Origin of the sequence: Planomonospora antibiotica, from assembly GCF_014647955.1 — a bacterium.
GTDB lineage: Bacteria > Actinomycetota > Actinomycetes > Streptosporangiales > Streptosporangiaceae > Planomonospora > Planomonospora parontospora.
The window spans coordinates 10,898-32,133 of record NZ_BMQE01000021.1; the positions used below are offsets into that span (position 1 = coordinate 10,898).

The window sequence follows — 21,236 nt, forward strand, 5'->3', positions numbered from 1 at the left end:
GGGTGGACTCCGAAGATCCGGGCCGGGAGCCGCCGTCGCGGCCCCCGGCGCCCGGATCAGGCGTAGACCTCCGACAGCATCTGGCGCAGTTCCACCTCGTGCGTGGAGTGCGACCCGGTGGCCGGGGACGAGTTGGCCTTGCGGGAGACCCGCTTGATCGGCCGGCCGCCGAACACGTGGGGGTTCTCGGCCAGCTTGAGCGCCAGGAACGGCCACGGCCCCATGTTGGCCGGCTCGTCCTGCGCCCAGATCAGCTCGACGTCCCCGTAGCGGTCCAGCTCCGTCGTCAGCGGGTTCGCCGGGAACGGGTAGAGCCGCTCCAGGCGGACGATCGCCACGTCGGTACGGCCCTGCGCCTCGCGGGCCGCGGCCAGGTCGTAGTAGATCTTGCCGGAGCAGAGCACGACCTTGCGCACGCCCGCCGGGTCCACCGTGGTGTCGCCGATGACCGGCCGGAACGAGCCGGACGTGAAGTCGGCGACCGGCGAGACCGCCGCCTTGTGCCGCAGCAGCGACTTGGGCGTGAAGACCACCAGCGGCCGGTGCCGGTTCGACTTCGTCTGCCAGCGCAGCAGGTGGAAGTAGTTGGCCGGGAGCGTCGGCTGGGCCACGGTCATGTTGTCCTGGGCGCACATCTGCAGGAAGCGCTCGATGCGGGCCGAGGAGTGGTCCGGGCCCTGGCCCTCGTAGCCGTGCGGCAGCAGCAGGGTCACGCCGGAGCGCTGGCCCCACTTCTGCTCGCCCGCGGTGATGTACTCGTCGATGACCGACTGGGCGCCGTTGACGAAGTCGCCGAACTGCGCCTCCCAGCAGACCAGGGCCTCGGGGCGCTCCACGCTGTAGCCGTACTCGAAGCCGAGCGCGGCGTACTCGCTGAGCAGCGAGTCGTAGACGTAGAACTTGGTGGTGCCCTCGTTGAACGTCTTGAGCGGGGTGTGCTCCTCGCCCGTGACGCGGTCCACGAGCACCGCGTGCCGCTGCACGAAGGTGCCGCGCCGGGAGTCCTGGCCCACCAGGCGGACCGGGTGGCCGTCGATCAGCAGCGAGCCGAAGGCCAGGGTCTCGCCCATGCCCCAGTCGATGCGGTCCTCGGCGACCATCTGGCCGCGGCGCTGGATGACCGGGAGCAGGCGCGGGTGGACGGTGAAGCCCTCCGGCAGGTTGAGCTGGGTGTCGACGATCCGCTTGATGGTCTCCTCGGACACGCCCGTCGGGGTGTCCTCGTGCGACCAGGGGATGGCCTCCAGGTCGGTCGGGCGGGCGAACTCGCCCGTCTGCTCCCTGGTCGCCTCGCGGGTCTCGGCGAAGGCGTTCTCCAGCTTGGCCTGGTAGTCGCGGAGCGCGCTCTCGGCCTCCTCCACCGTGATGTCGCCCCGGCCGATCAGCGCCTCGGTGTAGAGCTTGCGGGTGGAGCGCTTGGCGTCGATCAGGTCGTACATCAGCGGCTGGGTGAAGCTGGGGTTGTCGGCCTCGTTGTGGCCCCGGCGCCGGTAGCAGATGAGGTCGATCACGACGTCCTTGCGGAACGCCTTGCGGTACTCGAAGGCCAGGCGGCCGACCCGGACCACGGCTTCGGGGTCGTCCCCGTTGACGTGGAAGATCGGGGCCTGGATCATCCGGGCGACGTCGGTGGCGTACACGCTGGAGCGGGAGCTCGCCGGGCTGGTGGTGAAGCCGACCTGGTTGTTGACCACGATGTGCACGGTGCCGCCGGTGCGGTAGCCGCGCAGCTGCGACAGGTTCAGCGTCTCGGCCACCACGCCCTGGCCGGCGAAGGCCGCGTCGCCGTGGATGAGCACCGGCAGGACGCTGAAGCCCTCCTCGCCGCGCTCCAGCAGGTCCTGCTTGGCGCGGACCACGCCCTCCAGGACCGGGTCGACCGTCTCCAGGTGGGAGGGGTTGGCCACGACCGAGGTCTTGAGCTTGGAGCCGTCGGGCGAGACGAAGTCGCCGGTGGCGCCCAGGTGGTACTTCACGTCGCCGGAGCCGTGCGAGGTGCGCGGGTCGAGGTTGCCCTCGAACTCGCCGAAGATCTGCCCGTAGGACTTGCCGACGATGTTGGCCAGCACGTTGAGGCGGCCGCGGTGGGCCATGCCGATGACGGCCTCGTCCAGGCTGTCCTGGGCGGCGGCGCAGAGCACCGAGTCGACCAGCGGGATCAGCGACTCGCCGCCCTCCAGCGAGAAGCGCTTCTGGCCGACGAACTTGGTCTGCAGGAACGTCTCGAACGCCTCGGCGGTGTTGAGCCGCTCCAGGACGCGCAGCTGCTCCTCGCGCGCGGGCTTGTCGTACGGCCGCTCCACCCGCGCCTGGATCCAGGCCCGCTCCTCGGGGTTCTGGATGTGCATGTACTCGACGCCGATGGTGCGGCAGTAGGAGTCGCGCAGCACGCCCAGGATGTCGCGGAGCTTCATCAGCGGCTTGCCGCCGAAGCCGCCGGTGGCGAACTCGCGCTCCAGGTCCCACAGGGTCAGCCCGTGCGACTTGATGTCGAGGTCGGGGTGCTTGCGCTGCTTGTACTCCAGCGGGTCGGTGTCGGCCATGAGGTGGCCGCGGACCCGGTAGGCGTGGATCAGCTCCAGCACGCGCGCGGACTTGGCCACGTCGTCGTCGTGCGTGGTCGAGATGTCCCGGACCCAGCGGACCGGCTCGTAGGGGATCCGGAGGGACTCGAAGATCTCGTCGTAGAAGGAGTTCTCCTCGCCCAGGAGCAGGCGGTGGATCTGGCGCAGGAAGTCGCCCGACTGGGCACCCTGGATGATCCGGTGGTCGTAGGTGCTGGTGAGCGTCATGATCTTGCTCACCGCGAGGCGGGAGAGCGTCTCGGGGGAGGCGCCCTGGTACTCGGCGGGGTACTCCATCGCGCCGACGCCGATGATCGTGCCCTGGCCGGGCATCAGGCGCGGCACCGAGTGCACGGTGCCGATGGTGCCCGGGTTGGTCAGCGAGATCGTCGTGCCCGCGAAGTCGTCGACGCCGAGCTTGCCGGCCCTGGCCTTGCGCACGATGTCCTCGTACGCCGTCCAGAACTGGCGGAAGTCCATCTGCTCGCAGGCCTTGATCGACGGCACCAGGAGCTGGCGGGTGTCGCCCTTCTGGATGTCGATGGCCAGGCCCAGGTTGACGTGCTCGGGCTTGACCAGCACCGGCTTGCCGTCGACCTCGGTGTAGGAGTGGTTCATCTCCGGCAGGACCGCGAGGGCCTTGACGACGGCGAACCCGATGAGGTGCGTGAACGACACCTTGCCGCCGCGGCCGCGGGACAGGTGGTTGTTGATCACGATGCGGTTGTCGATGAGCAGCTTCGCCGGGACGGCGCGTACGCTGGTGGCCGTCGGGACTACGAGGCTGGCCTCCATGTTCAGCGCGGTCCTGGCGGCCGCGCCACGGAGTCGGACTTCCTCGGCACCGGCGGGCAACTGCGTCTCCTGCTTGGGCTTGTCCGCCGGGGCTGCCTGGGCCTTCGGCGCTGTGGGGGTGGTCGTCGCGGCGGCCGGGGTGGCCGGGGCCGTGGCGGGGGTCGGGGGAGCGGCCGCAGCCGTTCCCTGGGCCGCGGCTCTGCCGGACCCGGAATCAGGGGTGTAGTCAGCGAAGAAGTTCCACCAGGCACGGTCCACGGACTCGGGATCCTGGAGGTACTTCTGGTACAGCTCGTCGACAAGCCATTCGTTTTGACCGAAGGCTGCCAGCGGGTTTGTCCGCGACGACTCAGACGACACGGCGGAAATCGCCCTCTTCCGCAGATCGGCGTTGATGATAAGAGAACCTGTCCAAGGCTACTCTCCTGGGCATGGGCCCGCGCCAGTCTGGCCGCAGCCCCCGGAACGATCCTCTCAGAACAGCTGAAAACGGTCACGTTCGGGGGGTCTGACCGGAAGGTGTGAGTAGGGTCACCCTCCTGCCGGGCGTGTCAGGCGGTGATCAGGCGGGTCTCGGCGTGCAGGCCGGGGGTGATCTCCTCCAGCAGGACGGTCAGCTCGTTCCCGGCGGCCCGGAGCTCCTCCAGCGACATGGGGGCCAGCCGCTCCAGCAGGAACAGGGCGTCGGAGGTCTCCTCGGTGATCCGGGTCCGCACGCACTGCCGCCAGTTCCACCGCCGGCAGGTGACGCCCAGGTCGTCCCGCCAGACCACCTCGCCGATCTCCGGGTGGTCGATCGCGGGCTCGCCCTTCTCGACCACCTCGAACGGCTCGTCCCCCGCCGCCCGCACCAGCCTGGCGGTGCCCGCGTAACGCGCCAGGTCCTCGCCGCCGATCGGCAGGCCGTGGCCGACGCTGACCGCGTTGTAGGCGTCCACCACCAGGTTGATCTCCGGCAGCGGCATCCGCCGGACCAGCGCGTCCACCGACGGCCGGGTCCGCTGCGGCTTGGCGCCGAAGGCCCGGTAGGCGTCCCGCCACGCCTCGACCTTCGGGTCGTCCGGCGCCACCGCCCGGTCGGCCGCCTCGGCCAGCCACGCCCGGGACCTGTCGTCCGTCGGGCCGTTGCGCAGGCCGTACACCGCCATGGCCAGCACCGCGAAGTCCGGCCTGAGCTCGGTGACGGCCGGATCCACCCAGATGTCCTCGATCACGTCCGCCAGTTTAGGACTCCTCCGGGCCCGAGGGCGTGCCCGTCCGCTCGCGGTGCGACCGGGCGGCCTCAGGACACCGGAGCGGCCGCCGCGCACGCCTGATCGCGGGACGCGCGGTCGCGGTCGCGGTCGCGGCGGCCGGTACGGCCAGCACGGCGAAGGCGACGAGCACCGCCGCCGTTCCCCCCACGGAGAAGGAGGTCGGCATGTCGACGGCGAGCAGGACGGCACGCATCAGCAGCCGGGCCGCGATGCCGACGACCAGACCCGCGGCCAGCACCCCGCCCAGCACGGCCGCGACCGTCCGCACGACCCTGAGCCGTTTCCTGCTTTCCTGCATGGAATCCTCCCGCTTTGGTGATAGAAGGGGGGTTATAGAGGCTTACTGCGCAAGGCGGTGAGTGCGGTTCGCAGTGCATTCGACGCCTGCCGATACGACGACCTGTCAGCCATGCTGCCCAAGGTCGCGGCCATGGCTCAGGCGACCGTTGCACAAGTTGACGGACGAGAACGTGATCAGGCTCGTGCCCACCTCGCCGACGCCTACATGCTCACCAGCGAGCTCGCCGTCAAGCTCAATCAGGACGGCATGGCCTGGGTCGCCGCCGATCGAGCTCTCAATACGGCGACCGTCTCGGGTGACCCGTTCGCGATCGCCGGATCGTCCCGCGCGGTGGCGATCGCGATGCGCCGTCAGGGGCGGCATGACGGTGCGGTCGACGTGCTCACTCGCGCGGCGCTCGGGCTTGAGGCCGATCGGGGCTCTCCTGAACCCGAAACCCTTCAGATCTACGCCGCGCTGTTGTGCACCGCTGCCTACGCCTGTGCCCAGAGCGGCCGCCGCGCCCAGTCGCTCGGTCTGATCGAGGAGGCGGAGCAGGCCACGGCGCGCCTTCCGGAGCACACCGCTCGAGGCAGGCTTCCCACGCCGGCCAACGTCGCCGTCTACCGCATCGGCATCCACACCGCGCTCGGTGAGCCGGGAGTCGCTCTCGATCATGCTCGTAAGGTGGACACCGGTCTACTGCCCACTCCCGAACGGCATGCTCGCTGGTGCGTGGACATGGCACGTGCTTGGGAGCAGTTCGGCCGCCGGGACCGTGCCGTCACCGCACTCCTCGCCGCCGAACGGACCACGCCTCAGGAGGTCCGCCGCCCCTCGGTCGTCGCGTTGATCTCGGGAATGCGGTACGGCACCGGTCCGGTCCCGCCCGAGCTTCACGCCTTGGCCGCGCGTAGCGGCCTGACCTGATCGGGTGGGACGGCGCCCGCACGAGCCGGTTTCCAGGGGTGCTGTCGAGATGATCGAAAATGGCGATCACTTTCCATAGTTCTTTCAAAAAAAGCTCGATATTTGAAAGAAGCGAGCTAGTCTGGTCATATGGCTGAACGTGATGAGCAATCCCGGCTGGTTGTGGAAGACCTGGCCGATCTACTGTCCCTGGCCCGATGCCGCGCGACGGATCGAGCTCTTCAGGCCACGATCCGGCGGATGTCGCTCCGGCATGACCAAGGGCCTCAGCCTTCGGCGGTGAGGCTGGCCTGCGCGGCGGAGATGCTCGGTGTCAGCGTGCCCACGGTTCGTTCCTGGGTGGCGCACGGGGTTCTGCAGGCCGTACCGGGAGAGAAGGTCACCAAGGTCTCCGCGACCTCGCTGGCCAGGGCGGTGGCCGTCGTCCGGGAGATGCAGGAGGGCGAGACCGGGCGCCGCAGGCTGGCACGCGTCATCGACGCGCTGAGAGATCGCGACCTGCTCGAACAGGCCCAGGAGGCCGCCCGGGAATCGGAGGACCTCCTTGAGTACGGTGACAACGAGCTGACAGAGCTTCTCCGTCGGTGAGCAGGGGAAACCCACGATCCGGCGGCCGTGAGGAGCGATCGAAGTTCACCGTTCTGGTTCCCAAGAGCGTAGATGCGGTCGTACGCGACGCGGGAACCCCTCGACGGGTGCGAGAGGCATTCGTCCAGGTGTATCGGGAGGTGGGACGGCGGGGGTGCGCCGCCGCGCACTACCGTCTGTCCGGTCCAGGCAACTGGCCGCGGTTCTGCGTGATCCGGCTGTCCGACGGGTGGAGGCTCGTCCTCTCCTTCCCTGAAGTGGACACCGTGGTGTTCCTGGTTCTGGACAGGCATGACAACCGCACGGATCCCTACGCGTTCCTGGAGGAGGCGTTCGACCTGCCCGGACGTGCGGGACATCGGGCCCAGGCGGGCCAGGTGAAGCCGGCATGCTGCGGTGACGATGGTGGGCCACCGCTGACCGAAGATCAGGATCTGATGGCCGCGATCGACCAGATGGTGCGGCGAAGGTTCTGAGCCCGAGAAGAGCGGTCGCGGGACCGGGCTGCCACCGGTCAATGTGCTTCCCGTCGCAGGACGGGCCTTCCGGGGAACGGGCAGGGCGGCCGCCGGAGGAGTGCGGCCGCCCTGGTCTCGGGGGGCGTCCGCCCGGCGGGGTTCCGCCGGGCGGGAGGGGGGCTACCGGGCGAGGGTCCCGTTGAGGATGAAGCGCTCCGGCTTGGGGTTGGGGCCGGGCGCGTCGGCGCCGATGAAGCCGACGGTGACCGAGCGGCCGGGCTTGATCACGCGGTTCCACTCCAGGTTCTTCGCGGTCACCGTCGCGCCGTCCTGGGACAGGTCGGCGTTCCAGTGCCGGCGCACCTGCTGGCCGCCGAGGAAGGACCACTTCAGGGTCCAGCCCTCGATCGGCTCGTCACCGGTGTTGGTGATGGTGATCTGGGTGTTGAACCCGTCGGGCCACTGGCCGTGGTTGGTGTAGGTCACCTTGACGTCGCCGGTCGGGACGGGGTCGGCGAGGAAGGAGGCGATCCAGGAGAGCGGGGAGTTCCAGTTGATGGTCAGCTCGTTGGTGGACCACGACTCGATGTCGTCGAGGTAGCAGAACTGCGGCTTGCAGCCCTGGAGCTTGGCCTGGGCGACCGGGTCCTGGATGGCGGAGTTCGGGCCGCCCGACAGGGTGCCCTTCGGCGGGTTCGGCAGGTCCGGGTTGAGCTGGCGGGCGTACCAGCGGCTGTGCTGGTTCTTGGCGGCGACCTCGCCGTAGCCGGTGACGTAGGACTGGTTGAGCGCGTTGCGGCCCAGGATGTAGTCCATGCCCTCCAGCACGGCCTCGCGGTACTTCGCCTCACCGCTGATGTCGTGCGCGACGGCCATCACGACCATGTTGTTCAGGACGAGGTTGTTGGAGCCCCAGTCGAAGTCCGGCGGGTTGTACGGCAGGCCGTACGCGCTGGCCTTCTGCACCGCCAGGTACTTGTCCGCGCCCTCCAGCACCGAGGCGCGCACCCGGGCGCGGTCGGGCAGGGCGTTGGGCACGGCGGCGAGCTGGAGCCTGCCGAGCTGGGCGGTGTTGCCCCAGTCGAAGCCCCGGTCGCGCCAGATGTCGGCGGTGTGGTGCGGGGAGGCCAGCACGAAGTCCCTGAACTCCTTGTCGCCGGTGGTGATGTAGAGCTCGGCGGCGGCCCAGTAGAACTCGTCGGTCACGTCGTTGTCGGGGTAGGCGCCGCCGCCGGTGCCGTCGGCCGGGTCGGCGTAGCGGGCCGGGTCGGCCTTGGCCGCGGCCCACGCCTTCTTGGCCGCCGCGAGGTTCCGCGCGGCGAACGCGGCGTCGTACGGCGCGAAGAGCCGGGCCGCCTGGGCGGCGGTGGCCGCCAGGTTGAGGGTGGCGGCGGTGGAGACGGGGTGCAGCTCGCGCTTCTGCGGGTCGAGGTGGGGCAGGAGCGGCAGGCCGGTCCAGGCCGCGTCGTGGATCTTGTGGTGGACCATCCCGGCGTGCGGCCTGCCGTCCGGGACCTGCATGCTGAGCAGGAACTCCTGCTCCCAGCGGGCCTCGTCGAGGATGTCCGGCACGCCGTTGCCGCTCTCGGGGATGTCCAGGTCCCCGTCGGCATGCGTGCCGTCGGCCTTGGCCCGCTCGAAGGTGGACATGATCTGGTGGACGGAGATGCCGCCGTTGACGACGTACTTGCCGTGGTCGCCCGCGTCGTACCAGCCGCCCCGGACGTCGAGGGTGTAGTCGCAGACGCCGGCCTGGCAGGGCACCTGGGTGTCGCCCTGGTTCGGGGCGGCGCCGAGGTGGCCGGCGGGCCTGCCGTACCCGGGACGCAGGTCGTCGAGGATCTCGATGCCGCTGCGCTGGGTGTAGTAGAACTTCAGCGCGTCGGTCTTCAGGTCGTCGTAGAGGCCGGCGGCGATGTCGAACGGGCGGCTGGTCTCACCGTCGGCGGTGAGCGTGTAGCCGGTGCCGGCGGCCTCGACCGAGCCGAAGTCGATCGAGTGCACGTTCTGGCCGGAGCTGGCGTCCACGCCGCGCGGCACGGTCTCGCCCTTGGCGACCGTCTGGCCGTCGCGCTCCAGCTTCCAGGCCACGGCCTCGGTCTTCTCGGTGACCAGGGTGGCGTTCTTCGGGCCGGACGGCAGGTAGCCGACCATGTTCACCCGGACGCGGGGTCCGGTGTCGGGGGTGTAGACGTCGGGTTCGGCTCCGCCCTTGAGCGAGACGTTGTCCACGCAGAACCTCCAGGGGGTCGCGCTGCCGCCGACCTGGAAGGCCACCTGGGCGTTCGGCAGGTCCACGGGCGCGGTGAACGTGTACGAGTAGTCGTTGCCGGACACGCTCAGCTCGGGGTTGACCGCCAGGAACTGGGTCCACGGATCCACCGGGAGCTGGACCAGGGCCTTGGCGACCCTGCCGGGGGACGCGACGCCGAAGAACGAGAACTCGTAGGTCTCGTCCTTGACCAGGGGGATGTCGTTCTGGCCGATGATGACGTCCCACGGGTTGGCGGTCTCGCCGGGGATGTCGGCGCAGAGCCGTCCGTCGTCGAGCTCGAGCGTGGTGTTGGCGGTGCTCCACCAGGGAGCGGTACCGGTGTCGAAGGTGCCGTTGACGATCTGCTCGGGCCCTTCGGCGGCGGCGGTCGCGGAGACCGGCGCCAGTGCGACCGCGGCCAGCGCGGTGGAGAGGCAGAGAGTGAGCCAGGCGGGGGGTCTGATCACGGGGGGAGTCCTTCGGGAAGGGTGGCGCGACCATGTGGGAGCGCTCCCACGTGTGGAGTCCACCGATTGTTTCCAGGCGGTTTCCGCCCCGTCAACGGAGCGGCGCCGCGATCTCCCGGCTGACCGGCCCGATGTCCGCTTTGCCCGATGAAACTTTCATGGACCGCACCCGCCGCCGCTCTCCGCCCGCATCACCCGCCCGGCCGCCGCGGGCGGTGCGGGCGGTGCGGCACGCGGGGCCCGGTACGGCACGCGGCGGCCGGCGGGGGTCCGGTGGCGGCTCAGGGCGCGGTCCAGTCGATGTCGGGGCCCTGCGGCACGATCCCGGTCGGATTGATGTTCGTCTGCGTCACGTAGTAGTGCCGCTTGATGTGGTCGAAGTCGGTGGTGTCGCGGAAGGCCGGGATCGCGTACAGGCGGCGCGCGTACGCCCACAGCGCCGGGTGGTCGACCAGGCGGCGGATCGCGCACTTGAAGTGGGAGTGGTAGACGGCGTCGAAGCGGGCGAGCGTGGTGTAGGTCCGCACGTCGCTCTCGGTCAGCGCCTCGCCGTGCAGGTACGGCCGGCCGTCCGACAGCCGCTCCTCCAGCATGCCGAGCGTGGCGAAGACGCCCGTGACCGCCTCGTCGTAGGCCTCCTGAGAGGTGGCGAACCCCGCCTTGTAGACGCCGTTGTTGAGCCCGTGGAAGACGGCGTCGTTCAGCGCGTCGATCCGTTCGCGCAGCGGCTCCGGGTAGAGGTCGGGCGCGCCCTCGGCGTGCCAGGGCGCGAAGGCGGTCTCCAGGGTGAGCGTGATCTGCGGGTAGTCGTTGGTGACCAGGCGCTCCGCCGTACGGTCCCAGACGCAGGGCACGGTGTAGCGGCCCCGGTAGCCGGGGTCGCTCGCCAGGTAGAGCTCGGAGAGGAACTCGGCCCCGGTGACCGGGTCCCCGCCGGGCACGCGCCAGCCGCGCTCGTCCCTGATCGGGTCCACGATCGTCACCCCGACCACCTCCTGGAGGCCGAGCAGTTCGCGGACGATGAGCGCGCGCTGCGCCCACGGGCAGGCGTAGGAGGCGTAGATCTGGTAGCGGCCGGGCTCGGGCGGGTGCTCGCCGCCCTCCTCGATCCGGGCGGTGAAGCGGTTGGGCTGGCGGACGAACCGCCCGTCGGCAGAGGTCTCACGTTCCAGCTTCATGATTCCGACCGTACGGGATCTGCGGCTTCCGCCCGCGAGGGGCCCCGCATAGAACATAATTCGGTTCAGCGGGCACAATCGGGGGCGACGAAGGGAGATCGGCGATGACCATGGTGACGCCGGCCAGCGAGGCGCAGCGGGACGCGTGGCGGAGCAAGGCGCTGCCGGAGGTGGAGCGGGTCCGGCCGGGACTGTGGTCGATCCCGGTGCCGCTGCCCATCCCCCTGCGCTACGTGCTGGTCTACGCGCTGGAGCTGCCCGGCGGGGTGGCGCTCGTGGACGCGGGCTGGAACACCGACGAGGCGTACGGCGCGCTGGCCGCCGGGCTGAAGGTCGCCGGATACGAGATGACCGACGTCAGGGCGGTGCTGGTCACCCACATCCATCCCGACCACTACGGCCTGGCCGGGCGGATCCGGGAGGTGTCGGGGGCCTGGATCGGGCTGCACCCGGCGGACGCGCGCCTGATCCACGGCCGCTACGACTCCGCGGCCGTCGACGCGCTGGTGGAGCAGGAACGGGCGCTGCTGGAGCGCTCCGGGGTGCCCGCGGAGACCCTGGACGAGCTGGCCGGCGCCTCGCTGATGATCCGGCAGTTCGTGACCATGGCCGGACCCGACCGGCTGATCGAGGACGGCGACCGCCTCGACCTGCCCGGCTGGGACCTGCGCGCGATCTGGACGCCCGGCCACTCGCCGGGGCACCTGTGCTTCGCCGAGCCGGAGCGGCGGCTGCTGTTCTCCGGCGACCACGTGCTGGCGAAGATCACTCCGATCGTGGCCGTGCACGCGCAGTCCGTGCCCAACCCGCTGGCCGACTACCTCGACTCGCTGGCGGTGGTGCGCAAGCTCGACGTGGACGAGGTGCTGCCCGCGCACGAGTACCGGTTCCTGGAGCTGGCCGAGCGGGTCGACCGCGTGACGGGCCACCACGAGGAGCGGCTGGCCGAGATCGAGGCGCTGGTCGGCGCGACCGGCGGGGGCGTCACCTGCTGGGCCGCGGCCACCCGGCTGACCTGGTCGCGGCCGTGGGAGACCATCCCGCCGCACATGCGCCGGGCGGCCAACAACGAGACCCTGGCCCACCTGGTCTGGCTGGAGGCGCGGGGCCGCCTGCGCCGCGTCTCCGGCGGCCCGGACGAGCCCGAGCTCTGGTACCCCGCCTGATCCGCTCCCCGTCCCGGGCGGTCGTCGAGCCGGTCGAGCTCGGCCCGTAGCCGCTCGCTCCCCGTCCCGGGCCCGGGGCTTTCCGCGGACCTCCGCGGCGATCCCCGGCGGCGGCCCCCGCGGGGGCTCGCCCGCCTATTTTCATGCAAAGCAAGTAGGAAATGTTGACTTAGTGCTCCGGGGTGCGTACCTTCATGGGCATGGGCCTTTACCTGACCCGGTGCGCACACGTGGACTTCTGCCGCGTCGCCAGCGCCCAGTGTCTGTGATCACGAGCTGACGCGAGTCCCGTCCCCGGCACGGCCGCCGCTGCCCGTGCCCTCCCTCATGACGTGAGCCCTCCGGCGTGCACCGCCCGGCGCGAGCATGCCCAGATTCCGCAAGGACCGAATCCCCGTGATCAGAACCAGGCACGTCCTCCTCTCCGTACTGCTGGCCGGCTCCCTGACCGCCTGCTCCGCCGCCTCCGGGGCCACCGGGAGTGGCGGCGAGGTGACCGAGATCCGCTACCAGGGCTGGGTCGGCCAGGTCACCTACCCCGAGCTCGCCGAGAGCCTGGGCTACCTCGGAGACCTCAGACTGAAGTGGGTCGGCAACACGATCTCCGGCCCGCAGGACATCCAGGCGACCGCGACCGGCCAGGTCGACGCCGGCGGCGCCTTCAACGGCGCGATCGTCAAGCTCCGGGCGAGCGGCGCCCGGGTCAAGGCGGTGGTCGGCTACTACGGCGTCGACAAGGAGGCCTACACCGGCTTCTACGTGCTGGACGGCAGTCCCGTCACGACACCGCGCGACCTGATCGGCAAGAAGATCGGCGTCAACACCCTCGGCGCGCACAGCGAGGCCGTCACCAAGGAGTACCTCAAGCGGGGCGGCCTCACCCCGGAGGAGGTCGACAAGGTCGAGCTGGTCGTCGTGCCGCCGGTCAACACCGAGCAGGCGCTGCGGCAGAAGCAGATCGACGTCGCCTCGCTCAGCGGCATCCTCCGCGACAAGGCGCTCTCGCGCGGCGGGATCCACCCGCTCTACACCGACGTCGACCTCTTCGGGCCGTTCACCGCGGGCAGCTTCGTGCTCCGCGAGGACTTCATCGAGGAGAACCCGAAGACCACGAAGAAGTTCGTGGACGCCTTCGCCAGGGCGGTCGAGTGGACGCAGTCGCGCCCGAGGGAGGAGGTGGTCGCCAAGTACAAGGAGATCATCGCCAAGCGCGGGCGGAACGAGGACGCCTCGGCCATCGACTTCTGGAAGAGCAGCGGGGTGGCCGGCAAGGGCGGGGTGATCGCCGACAGGGAGTTCCGGACCTGGATCGACTGGCTGGAGCGCGAGGGCGACGTCAAGCCCGGCCAGGTCGAGGCGGCCGACATCTACACCAACGAGTTCAACCCCTTCAGGCCCGGGAGCACCTCGTGAACCGGGACCTCGACCGGCGGCGTGCCCGGACGGCGCAGCAGGAGGAACGATGACCGTCACCCCGACCCGGACCGAGACCCGGACCGAGACCCGGACGCACGGCCCGGCGGAGAACCCGGCGGCGGAGAGCCCGGCGGCGGAGAGCCCGGCGGAGGACCGGGCGGCGGAGAGCCCGGCGGAGGACCGGGCGGAGGTCCAGGTGAAGATCGGCGTCCGCGGCGTCGGCAAGGTCTTCCGGATCCGCGGGGCCGACCGGCCCTTCACCGCGGTCGACGGCGTCGACCTGGACGTGCGGGACGGGGAGTTCCTCACCCTGGTCGGCCCGAGCGGCTGCGGGAAGTCCACCCTGCTCGACCTGATCGCCGGCCTCACCGCCCCGACCACCGGCCGGATCCTCATCGACGGCCGGGCCGTCACCGGTCCCGGCCTGGACCGCGGGATCGTCTTCCAGCAGTACGCCCTCTTCCCGTGGCGCACGGCCCTGGCCAACATCGAGTTCGGCCTGGAGGCGAAGGCCGTACCGAAGAAGGAGCGCCGGGAGCGGGCGCGGCACTACCTGGACCTGGTCGGGCTGACCGGGTTCGAGCACCGCTACCCGCACGAGCTGTCCGGCGGCATGCGCCAGCGGGTGGCGATCGCCCGCAGCCTCGCCTTCGACCCGGGCGTGCTGCTGATGGACGAGCCGTTCGCCGCGCTCGACGCGCAGACCAGGGAGTCGCTCCAGGAGGAGCTGCTGCGCATCTGGGAGAAGACGGGAAAGACCATCGTGTTCATCACCCACGGCATCGACGAGGCCGTCTACCTCGGTCAGCGGGTCGCGGTGATGACATCCCGGCCGGGCCGGATCAAGAAGGTCATCGACATCGCGTTCGACTCGCGCGAGGGCGACCTGCGCGCGGACCCGCGCTTCGGCGCCTACCGGCACGAGATCTGGACCCTGCTGCGCGACGAGGTCGCCGCGGCCCAGGAACAGGAGCGGACCATTGGCTGACACGCTCGCCGCCCCCGCGTCCACGCGGGGGGACGCGCCCACCGCCGACGACCGGGCGACCAACTTCTTCAGGGTCGCCGCCGGGACGCGCTTCCCGGCGCTGGCGCGGCCGGCGCTGCTGCTGCGCCGGACCGCGGCCCTGGCCCTGCTGGCCGCGCTCTGGGAGGCGCTGCCCCGGATCGGCGCGGTGGACCGGGTGTTCGCCCCGCCGCTGTCGGAGGTCCTGGTCGCCTGGTACGACCTGCTGGTCGGCGGGCAGCTCGTCGAGCACTTCCAGGCGTCCCTGATCAGGTCGCTGTCGGGCTTCGCCCTGGCCATCGCGCTGACCATCCCGCTCGGCCTGGCGATCGGCTGGTACCGGCCGGTCGCCGACTTCCTCAGCCCGGTACTGGAGCTGTTCCGCAACACCTCGGCCGTCGCCCTGCTGCCCGTCTTCATCCTGGTCTTCGGCCTGGGCGAGCCATCGAAGATCATCTTCGTGTTCTACGCCTGCGCCTGGCCGATCCTGCTCAACACCATCAGCGGCGTGCGGACCGTGGAACCGCTGCTGGTCAAGTCGGCCCGGTCCATGGGACTCGGCCCCTTCCGCCTCTTCCAGAAGGTCATCCTGCCCGCCGCGGTGCCGACCGTCTTCACCGGCATCCGGCTGGCCGGGGCCTACTCGATCCTCGTGCTGCTGTTCGCCGAGATGGTGGGGGCCAAGGCCGGACTCGGCTACCTCATCCAGGACGCCCAGTTCAGCTTCCGCATCCCCGACATGTACGCCGGGATCATCACCATCTCCGTGCTCGGCCTGCTGTTCAACCTGCTGCTCGTCACCGTGGAGCGCCGCTTCTCGACGTGGAGGACCACCTCATGACCGCCCGCAAGCTGCACCTGAACGCCTTCCTGATGGGCGTCGGCCACCACGAGGCCGCCTGGCGGCACCCGCGGACCGAGCCCTCCCACCTCACCGACGTCCGGCACTACCAGCGGCTCGCCCTGGCCGCCGAGCGGGGCAGGCTCGACTCGGTCTTCCTGGCCGACGGCCTGGCCCTGCAGGGCGACGTCCGGCACAACGCGCTCGGCGGGCTCGAACCCCTCACCCTGCTGTCCGCGCTGGCCGCCGTCACCGACCACGTCGGCCTGATCGCGACCGTCTCCACCACCTACAACGAGCCGTTCCACGTGGCCCGCAAGTTCGCCTCGCTGGACCACATCAGCGGCGGCCGCGCCGGGTGGAACATCGTCACCTCCGCCGGCGAGGCCGAGGCGCACAACTTCGGGATCGAACGCCCCGCGCACGCCGAGCGCTACGCCAGGGCGGCGGAGTTCCTGGAGGTCGTCACCGGGCTCTGGGACAGCTGGGAGGACGACGCGATCCTGGGCGACCGCCGCAGCGGGCGGTACGCCGACACCGGCAGGATCCACCCCCTCGACCACGCCGGCGCCCACTTCCGGGTGCGCGGCCCGCTGAACACCTCCCGCCCCCCGCAGGGCCACCCCCTGCTGGTCCAGGCCGGGTCGTCGGAGGGCGGCAAGGAGTTCGCCGCCCGCTTCGCCGAGGCGGTCTTCACCGCCCAGCAGACCCTCGCCGAGGGCCGGGAGTTCTACGCCGACCTCAAGGGCCGCCTGGCCCGGTACGGCAGGCACGAGGACGAACTGCTGGTCCTGCCCGGCATCTCCCCGATCATCGGCTCCACCGAGCGGGAGGCGCTCCGCCTGGAACGGGAGCTGGAGGAGCTCGTCATCCCGGCGTACGGCCTCAGCCAGCTCTCCCACATGGTGGGCATCGAGCTGACGGAGGACGCGCTGGACCGGCCGCTGCCCGAGGTCTCCGCCGAGACGGAGGGGGCGCAGAGCCGCCGCAGGCTCGTCATCGACCTCGCCCGCCGGGAGCGGCTGACGGTGCGGCAGCTCCTCGGCCGCCTGGCGGGCGGACGGGGGCACCGGGTCGTGGCCGGGACCCCGGAGCGGATCGCCGACGAGATCCAGACCTGGTTCGAGGGCGGCGCGGCCGACGGCTTCAACATCATGCCGCCGCTGCTCCCGAGCGGCCTGGAGGACTTCGTCGACCACGTCGTCCCGGTGCTGCAGGCCCGCGGCCTGTTCCGCACCGAGTACGAGGGCCGGACCCTGCGGGAGAACTACGGGCTGGAGCGCCCCGCCTCCCGCCACGCGCGGAAGGTCGCGGTGGCCTCGTGAACGCGCCGCGGGACGAGCAGGCCACGGGTGCGGGTCCGCACCGGGAGACGGGAGGAGAGCGATGAGCGTCGTGACCCTGGTGGGCAACCCGCGCAGCGGGTCGCGCACGCACGAGGCGGCGGTCCGCGCCGCCGGGACGCTGGCCGGGCGCATCGGCCACGACGGGCCCGGCGAGGTGGTCGACCTGTCCGCGCTGGCGCCGCTGCTGCTGGCGCCCGGCGCGTCGGCCGGCGTGGAGGTCGCGCTGGAGCAGGTCGCCGAGGCGCAGGTGCTGGTCGTGGCGAGCCCGGTCTACAAGGGCGGCTACACCGGGCTGCTCAAGGCGTTCCTCGACCGGCTGCCGGGCGGGGCGCTGGCCGGGACCGTCGCCCTCCCGCTGCTGGTGATGGGGGACGCCCGGCACTCCCTGGCGGTGGAGGTGCACCTGCGGCCGCTCCTGGTCGAGCTGGGCGCCGCGGTGCCCACGCCGGGGCTGGCACTGCTGGAGTCGCAGCTGGCCGACCTGGACGCGCACCTCGGCCCCTGGGCCGACCGGGTGGCGCCCCAGACGGCCGCCCTCCTGGCGGAGCGGAGCGTGGCCCGATGACCGAGACGCTGCCGGAGCAGGCGGTCGACGCGGAGCGGTTCCGCCGGGCGCTGGCCGTGCACGCGGCCGGGGTCGTGGTGGTGACGGCGCAGGCCGAGGGCGTGCCGGTCGGCCTGACGGCCACCTCGTTCTCCTCGGTGAGCCTGGAGCCGCCGCTGGTCTCCTTCTACGTGGACCGGGCCTCGACCACCTGGCCCTGGCTCCGCCAGGCGGGGCACTTCGCGGTCAACATCCTGGCCGGCGACCAGGCCGACCTCGCCTCCCGGTTCGCCCGCAGGGGTATCGACCGCTTCGCCCCGCCCACCCGGTGGCGCCCCGGCCCGCTGGGCGTCCCCCTGCTGGGCGGCGTCTCCGCCCACCTGGTCTGCGCCCCGCACTCCACCGCGGAGATCGGCGACCACGTCCTCGTCGTCGGCCTCGTGACCGAGGCCCGCCTCGGCGTGGAGCACCGTCCGCTCCTCTACCACCAGGGCCGGTTCGGCCGGTTCGCCCCGCACGTCTGACATCCCCGCACCCGACGGAGCCCCTCCGGCGGGTGCGGGCCCGCCGGAGGGCCGCGCCGGAGGCCCGGACGGCCACCGGTGCGGCCCGGGGCATAACCTGGCTGTGAACCGGCGGCCGGGGGAGGCCGGACGGGGTCCCCCGGCCCGGCGGCGGTTCCGGAAGCCCGGGGGAGGCGCGATCGATGGCGGAGACGCCGACACCGCCCGACGAGGCCGAGCGGCTGCGGGATCTGGACGAGCTGGGGGCGCTGGAGGCCCCGCTCGAACCCGACTTCGACGCCGTCGCCACGCTGGCCGCGCACATTTGCCGGGCCCCGGTCGCGCTGGTCAACCTGCTGGACGGGGAGCGGCAGTACTTCAGGGGCAGGGCGGGCACCACCTGGACCTGTGCCGACCGGAGCAGCGGCTACTGCCAGTACGCGATCTTCGGGCGGGAGCTGCTGGAGATCCCCGACACGCTGGCCGACCCGCGCTACCGCGAGAACGCCGTCGCGCAGGGCGAGCCGTACGTCCGCTACTACGCGGGCATGCCGCTGGTCAGCGGCCGGGGGCACGCCCTGGGCACCGTGTGCGTGGTGGACCACCGCCCGCGCCGGCTGACCGCCGAGCAGCGGGAGACCCTGGGGATCCTGGCCGGGAGCGTCGTCACGATGCTGGAACTGCACCGGCGCGCCCGCGACGCCGGGAGGACCGGGACCGCGCGCCCGCCGGAGCTGGAGCGGCTCAAGGACCGGTTCCTGACCAGCATCAACCACGAGCTGCGCACCCCGATGACCTCGATCCGCAGCGCCCTGCAGCTCCTGCGGGAGGGCGGCCTGGACGAGGACACCGAGCGCCGCTTCCTGCTGGTGATGGAGCGCAACAACGAGCGCCTGCTGGGCCTGCTGGACGAGCTGCTCCTGGTGACCAGCCTCAACGCCGGAACCGCCCTCTTCTCGCCGCGCCGGGTCGACCTGGCGGAGACCGTACGGCGGGCGGTGGACGACGTCGCCGACGGCGCACGGCGCCGGCGGCACACCCTGCGCGTGCACGCCCGGAGCGGGGTGGCGGTGCGCGCCGACGCGGAGCGGCTGCGGCTCGCGCTGCGGCACGTGCTGGACAACGCGGTCAAGTTCACCCCGCCCGGCGGTGCGATCGACGTCGCGGTCACGGCGGATCCGCGGCCCGCCGTGGAGGTGCGCGACACCGGCATCGGCATCCGGCCCGAGGACCTGGACCGCGTCCTGGAGGACTTCTACCGCGCTCCGGAGGCGGAGGAGCGGGCCATCGGCGGCACCGGGCTGGGCCTGGCCATCGCCGACAAGGTTCTCCGGCTGCACGGGGGCGAGGTGCGGGTGGAGAGCGAACCCGGCAGGGGCACCCGCGTGCGCCTCACCCTGCCGGTGTTCACGGGTCCCGGCCCGGATCGGGCGTCCTCCCCTGACTCCTCCGGCTCCGACTCCTCCGGCTCCGACTCCTCCGGCCCGGACGCTTCCGGCCCGGACGCTTCCGGCCCGGACGCTTCCGGCCCGGACGCTTCCGGGCGGGCGGGGGACGGCGGCGAGGCCGCCACCGGAACCCGGTGACGGCCTCGTGTCGTCCTCCCCGGCCCTGCGGCCGGACCGCGGTCAGCCGACGCGGAGCGTCAGTCCGTACGCCGAGAGGATCTCGTTGACCGGCTGGTGGTAAGTGGTGCCGCCGGTGGTGCAGTTGCCGGAGCCGCCCGAGGTCACGCCCTGGGCCTGGCTGCCGGAGATGAACGAGCCGCCGGAGTCGCCGGGCTGGGCGCAGACCGTGGTGCGGGTCAGGCCGCTGACCGTGCCCTGCGGGTACCGGACGCTGCTGTTGTGCTGCTGGATGACGCCGCAGCGCCAGCCGGTGGTCGAGCCGGAGCGGCAGATGGACGCGCCGACCACGGCCTGGGCGGACCCGCGGACGATGACGTTGGCGCCGCCCGAGCCCCGCACCCACGGCTGGGGGGTGTGGCCGGGGGTGGCGACCCACGCGTAGTCGTTGCCGGGGAACGAGGAGCCCTGGAAGGTGCCGGTCGGGTTGGTGGTCCTGGCGCCGGCCCTGCCGCAGTGCCCGGCGGTGACGAAGCCGGGGGTGCTGCCGCGGGTGACGGAGAAGCCGACGCTGCACCGGCTGGAGCCGATGTAGTAGGCCGTGCCGCCGATGATGTTCATGAAGGGCTGCGGCTGCTCGCCGGAGACCTCCACCCGGACCGTGCCGGCCTCCACGCCCGCGGCGGCGGCGAGCGCCTCACCCGCGGCCTGGTCCGCGGCCTTGATCACCACGCTGTTGGTGGGGACGTCGACGTACCACAGGGCGGCCCCGGCCTTGGCCTCCTCGGAAGCCTGGTCGAGCCGGTCCTTGGCGGCGTTGAGCTGGGCCAGCGTCCGGGTGACGACCAGCGGCCGGGCGCCCTGCGCCTTGATCGCCTCGGTCTGCGCCGGGTCGGTGGTGGCGACGGTGAGCCGGGAGGCGTCCCCGTTGAGCCAGGAGCCGGCGTAGGCCTCGCCGAGGGAGGAGTTCAGGGAGGAGTCCGCCCGGGCGGCGCGTTCCTCGTTGGCCAGCCGGGTGACGGCCTGCTGCTCGCTGAGCCCGAGGTCGCGCTGGAGGGCCTCGAGCATCGAGGCCCCCGGCGCGGAGGGGGAGGGTCCGGACTGCGCGGAGGCGGTGGTCGTGGTACCGGCCAGGCAGAGGGCCACGAGGGCGGTCCCGGCCAGCAGGGAGCGTTGACTGAGCATGTGCACTCCTGTGTGAGGGGTGCCGTCAAGGTATTCCCCGGACCCGGGCGGTGTGATGTAGCAAAAGCTTCCTATCGCGGTGTTATGGGGCCGTGAGGCGCCCTGCGGACGACGGATCGTGTGGTGACGGGCATTGTTCTCACGACGGGGCGTGCACTTGCCGCTCCCGGTGCCTCCAGCCGGGGACCACCGGATCGGAATCCGTTCTCCTCCGCGGACGCCTCCACCGCGAAAAGGCGGATCGGAACGGCCTGCGAATGCCGTACGTTCATCATCGGGAGCGGTTGTCGAGCCCTTTGGAGGGCAATTGTCAGTCGAGGACATGGTGGACCTGGGCCAACTCGTCATGGCGGGGCTCGCCTTTGTCATCGCGATTCAAACCATCCGGTACGCGGCCCGGCAGACCGCCGCGGTGGCGGAGCAGGCGAAGGTCGGCAACGAGATGGCCGGCACGTCCAACCTGAACCTCGTCCTCGCCGGACATCATCAGGTCATGCAGTTGCTGATCGACCATCCGGAGCTGTATCCCTATTTCCGCGAGTCCAAGCCGCCGCCTCGGCGCGGGAAGGTCCGGAACCGGATTCTCGTGACCGCGGAAATGCTCGCCGATGTCCTGAACACGGGGATGCACGTGTCACGGCAGATTCCCGAGGCGAACGGTGGCCTGGATCCGTGGCCCGGCTATTGCTCCGACGTGATGAGCACCTGTCCTGCGTTGCGGGAGATGGTGGAAGAGCACCCGGACTGGTGGCCCAACCTCAGCGCTCTGGGATCGCCGCCGAAGTAGGAGGCGGGCGGCGGCATGTGCGGCACGCAGTCGGCGTCCAGGGCGAGGATCCGCCCCTGGGGTCTGGGCGGGGCCGTGGCTTCGCGGGGACGGGCGGGCTATCCTGT

Annotated in this window: 18 protein-coding genes; 12 read left to right on the top strand and 6 right to left on the bottom strand. The window is 71.5% G+C overall.

All coding sequences use genetic code 11. The features are described 5' to 3' along the window. Positions 1-56: 56 nt before the first annotated feature. From IEZ06_RS19605 to IEZ06_RS19615, 3 genes are all read right to left on the bottom strand, one after another. Positions 57-3,719 carry a multifunctional oxoglutarate decarboxylase/oxoglutarate dehydrogenase thiamine pyrophosphate-binding subunit/dihydrolipoyllysine-residue succinyltransferase subunit gene (locus IEZ06_RS19605; RefSeq protein ID WP_189238157.1) on the bottom strand — a complete coding sequence of 1,221 codons (3,663 nt, stop codon included), beginning with the start codon at positions 3,717-3,719 and terminating at the stop codon, positions 57-59. A 191-nt stretch (positions 3,720-3,910) separates the two neighbouring features. Next, on the bottom strand, positions 3,911-4,573 hold the full coding sequence (locus tag IEZ06_RS19610) for a B3/B4 domain-containing protein (protein ID WP_189238158.1): 663 nt from the start codon (positions 4,571-4,573) through the stop codon (positions 3,911-3,913). 10 nt (positions 4,574-4,583) lie between these two features. Continuing rightward, positions 4,584-4,913 carry a hypothetical protein gene (locus IEZ06_RS19615; RefSeq protein ID WP_189238159.1) on the bottom strand — a complete coding sequence of 110 codons (330 nt, stop codon included), beginning with the start codon at positions 4,911-4,913 and terminating at the stop codon, positions 4,584-4,586. 111 nt (positions 4,914-5,024) lie between these two features. Here IEZ06_RS19615 and IEZ06_RS19620 point away from each other — a divergent pair, with 111 nt between their 5' ends. From IEZ06_RS19620 to IEZ06_RS19630, 3 genes are all read left to right on the top strand, one after another. Then, positions 5,025-5,825 (top strand): transcriptional regulator, encoded by an 801-nt coding sequence (locus IEZ06_RS19620; protein WP_189238160.1) that lies wholly within the window; start codon positions 5,025-5,027, stop codon positions 5,823-5,825. Between the two features lie 279 nt (positions 5,826-6,104). Beyond that, on the top strand, positions 6,105-6,413 hold the full coding sequence (locus IEZ06_RS19625) for a helix-turn-helix domain-containing protein (protein WP_189238161.1): 309 nt from the start codon (positions 6,105-6,107) through the stop codon (positions 6,411-6,413). A gap of 257 nt (positions 6,414-6,670) precedes the next feature. After that, positions 6,671-6,889: a hypothetical protein gene (locus tag IEZ06_RS19630; RefSeq protein ID WP_189238162.1), complete on the top strand. Its 219-nt coding sequence runs from the start codon at positions 6,671-6,673 to the stop codon at positions 6,887-6,889. 162 nt (positions 6,890-7,051) lie between these two features. Here IEZ06_RS19630 and IEZ06_RS19635 read toward each other — a convergent pair whose 3' ends face one another. Continuing rightward, positions 7,052-9,592 (bottom strand): glycoside hydrolase family 9 protein, encoded by a 2,541-nt coding sequence (locus IEZ06_RS19635; protein WP_189238163.1) that lies wholly within the window; start codon positions 9,590-9,592, stop codon positions 7,052-7,054. Positions 9,593-9,873: 281 nt separating this feature from the next. Beyond that, the gene (locus tag IEZ06_RS19640) at positions 9,874-10,770 is read right to left on the bottom strand and encodes a glutathione S-transferase family protein (protein ID WP_189238164.1); all 897 of its coding nucleotides are present in this window, start codon (positions 10,768-10,770) and stop codon (positions 9,874-9,876) included. 104 nt (positions 10,771-10,874) lie between these two features. Between IEZ06_RS19640 and IEZ06_RS19645 the strand changes: the two genes are divergently transcribed. The 8 genes from IEZ06_RS19645 to IEZ06_RS19680 all read left to right on the top strand — a co-directional run bounded on the left by IEZ06_RS19645 (position 10,875) and on the right by IEZ06_RS19680 (position 19,178). Next, positions 10,875-11,936, top strand: a complete 1,062-nt coding sequence (locus tag IEZ06_RS19645; protein WP_229798401.1) for an MBL fold metallo-hydrolase — start codon at positions 10,875-10,877, stop codon at positions 11,934-11,936. Between the two features lie 396 nt (positions 11,937-12,332). Then, positions 12,333-13,349 carry an ABC transporter substrate-binding protein gene (locus IEZ06_RS19650; protein WP_203872028.1) on the top strand — a complete coding sequence of 339 codons (1,017 nt, stop codon included), beginning with the start codon at positions 12,333-12,335 and terminating at the stop codon, positions 13,347-13,349. A gap of 199 nt (positions 13,350-13,548) precedes the next feature. Then, complete coding sequence (locus IEZ06_RS19655) at positions 13,549-14,340, top strand: ABC transporter ATP-binding protein (RefSeq protein WP_373293889.1); 792 nt, start codon at positions 13,549-13,551, stop codon at positions 14,338-14,340. Beyond that, entirely contained in the window at positions 14,333-15,199 is an 867-nt protein-coding gene (locus tag IEZ06_RS19660) for an ABC transporter permease (RefSeq protein ID WP_189238167.1), read from the top strand. The genes IEZ06_RS19655 and IEZ06_RS19660 overlap by 8 nt, the downstream gene beginning before the upstream one ends. Further along, a complete protein-coding gene (locus IEZ06_RS19665) occupies positions 15,196-16,524 on the top strand; it encodes an LLM class flavin-dependent oxidoreductase (protein WP_189238168.1) in 1,329 nt (442 codons plus the stop codon). The genes IEZ06_RS19660 and IEZ06_RS19665 overlap by 4 nt, the downstream gene beginning before the upstream one ends. Positions 16,525-16,585: 61 nt before the next feature. Beyond that, positions 16,586-17,110: an NADPH-dependent FMN reductase gene (locus IEZ06_RS19670; RefSeq protein WP_189238169.1), complete on the top strand. Its 525-nt coding sequence runs from the start codon at positions 16,586-16,588 to the stop codon at positions 17,108-17,110. After that, a complete protein-coding gene (locus IEZ06_RS19675) occupies positions 17,107-17,613 on the top strand; it encodes a flavin reductase family protein (RefSeq protein ID WP_189238170.1) in 507 nt (168 codons plus the stop codon). The genes IEZ06_RS19670 and IEZ06_RS19675 overlap by 4 nt, the downstream gene beginning before the upstream one ends. Positions 17,614-17,795: 182 nt before the next feature. Next, complete coding sequence (locus IEZ06_RS19680; protein WP_189238171.1) at positions 17,796-19,178, top strand: GAF domain-containing sensor histidine kinase; 1,383 nt, start codon at positions 17,796-17,798, stop codon at positions 19,176-19,178. A 42-nt stretch (positions 19,179-19,220) separates the two neighbouring features. Here IEZ06_RS19680 and IEZ06_RS19685 read toward each other — a convergent pair whose 3' ends face one another. Beyond that, entirely contained in the window at positions 19,221-20,342 is a 1,122-nt protein-coding gene (locus tag IEZ06_RS19685) for a S1 family peptidase (RefSeq protein ID WP_189238172.1), read from the bottom strand. Between the two features lie 307 nt (positions 20,343-20,649). On the opposite strand from IEZ06_RS19685, the gene IEZ06_RS19690 reads away from it, so the two are divergent. Continuing rightward, a complete protein-coding gene (locus tag IEZ06_RS19690) occupies positions 20,650-21,129 on the top strand; it encodes a hypothetical protein (protein WP_189238173.1) in 480 nt (159 codons plus the stop codon). Positions 21,130-21,236: the final 107 nt, after the last annotated feature.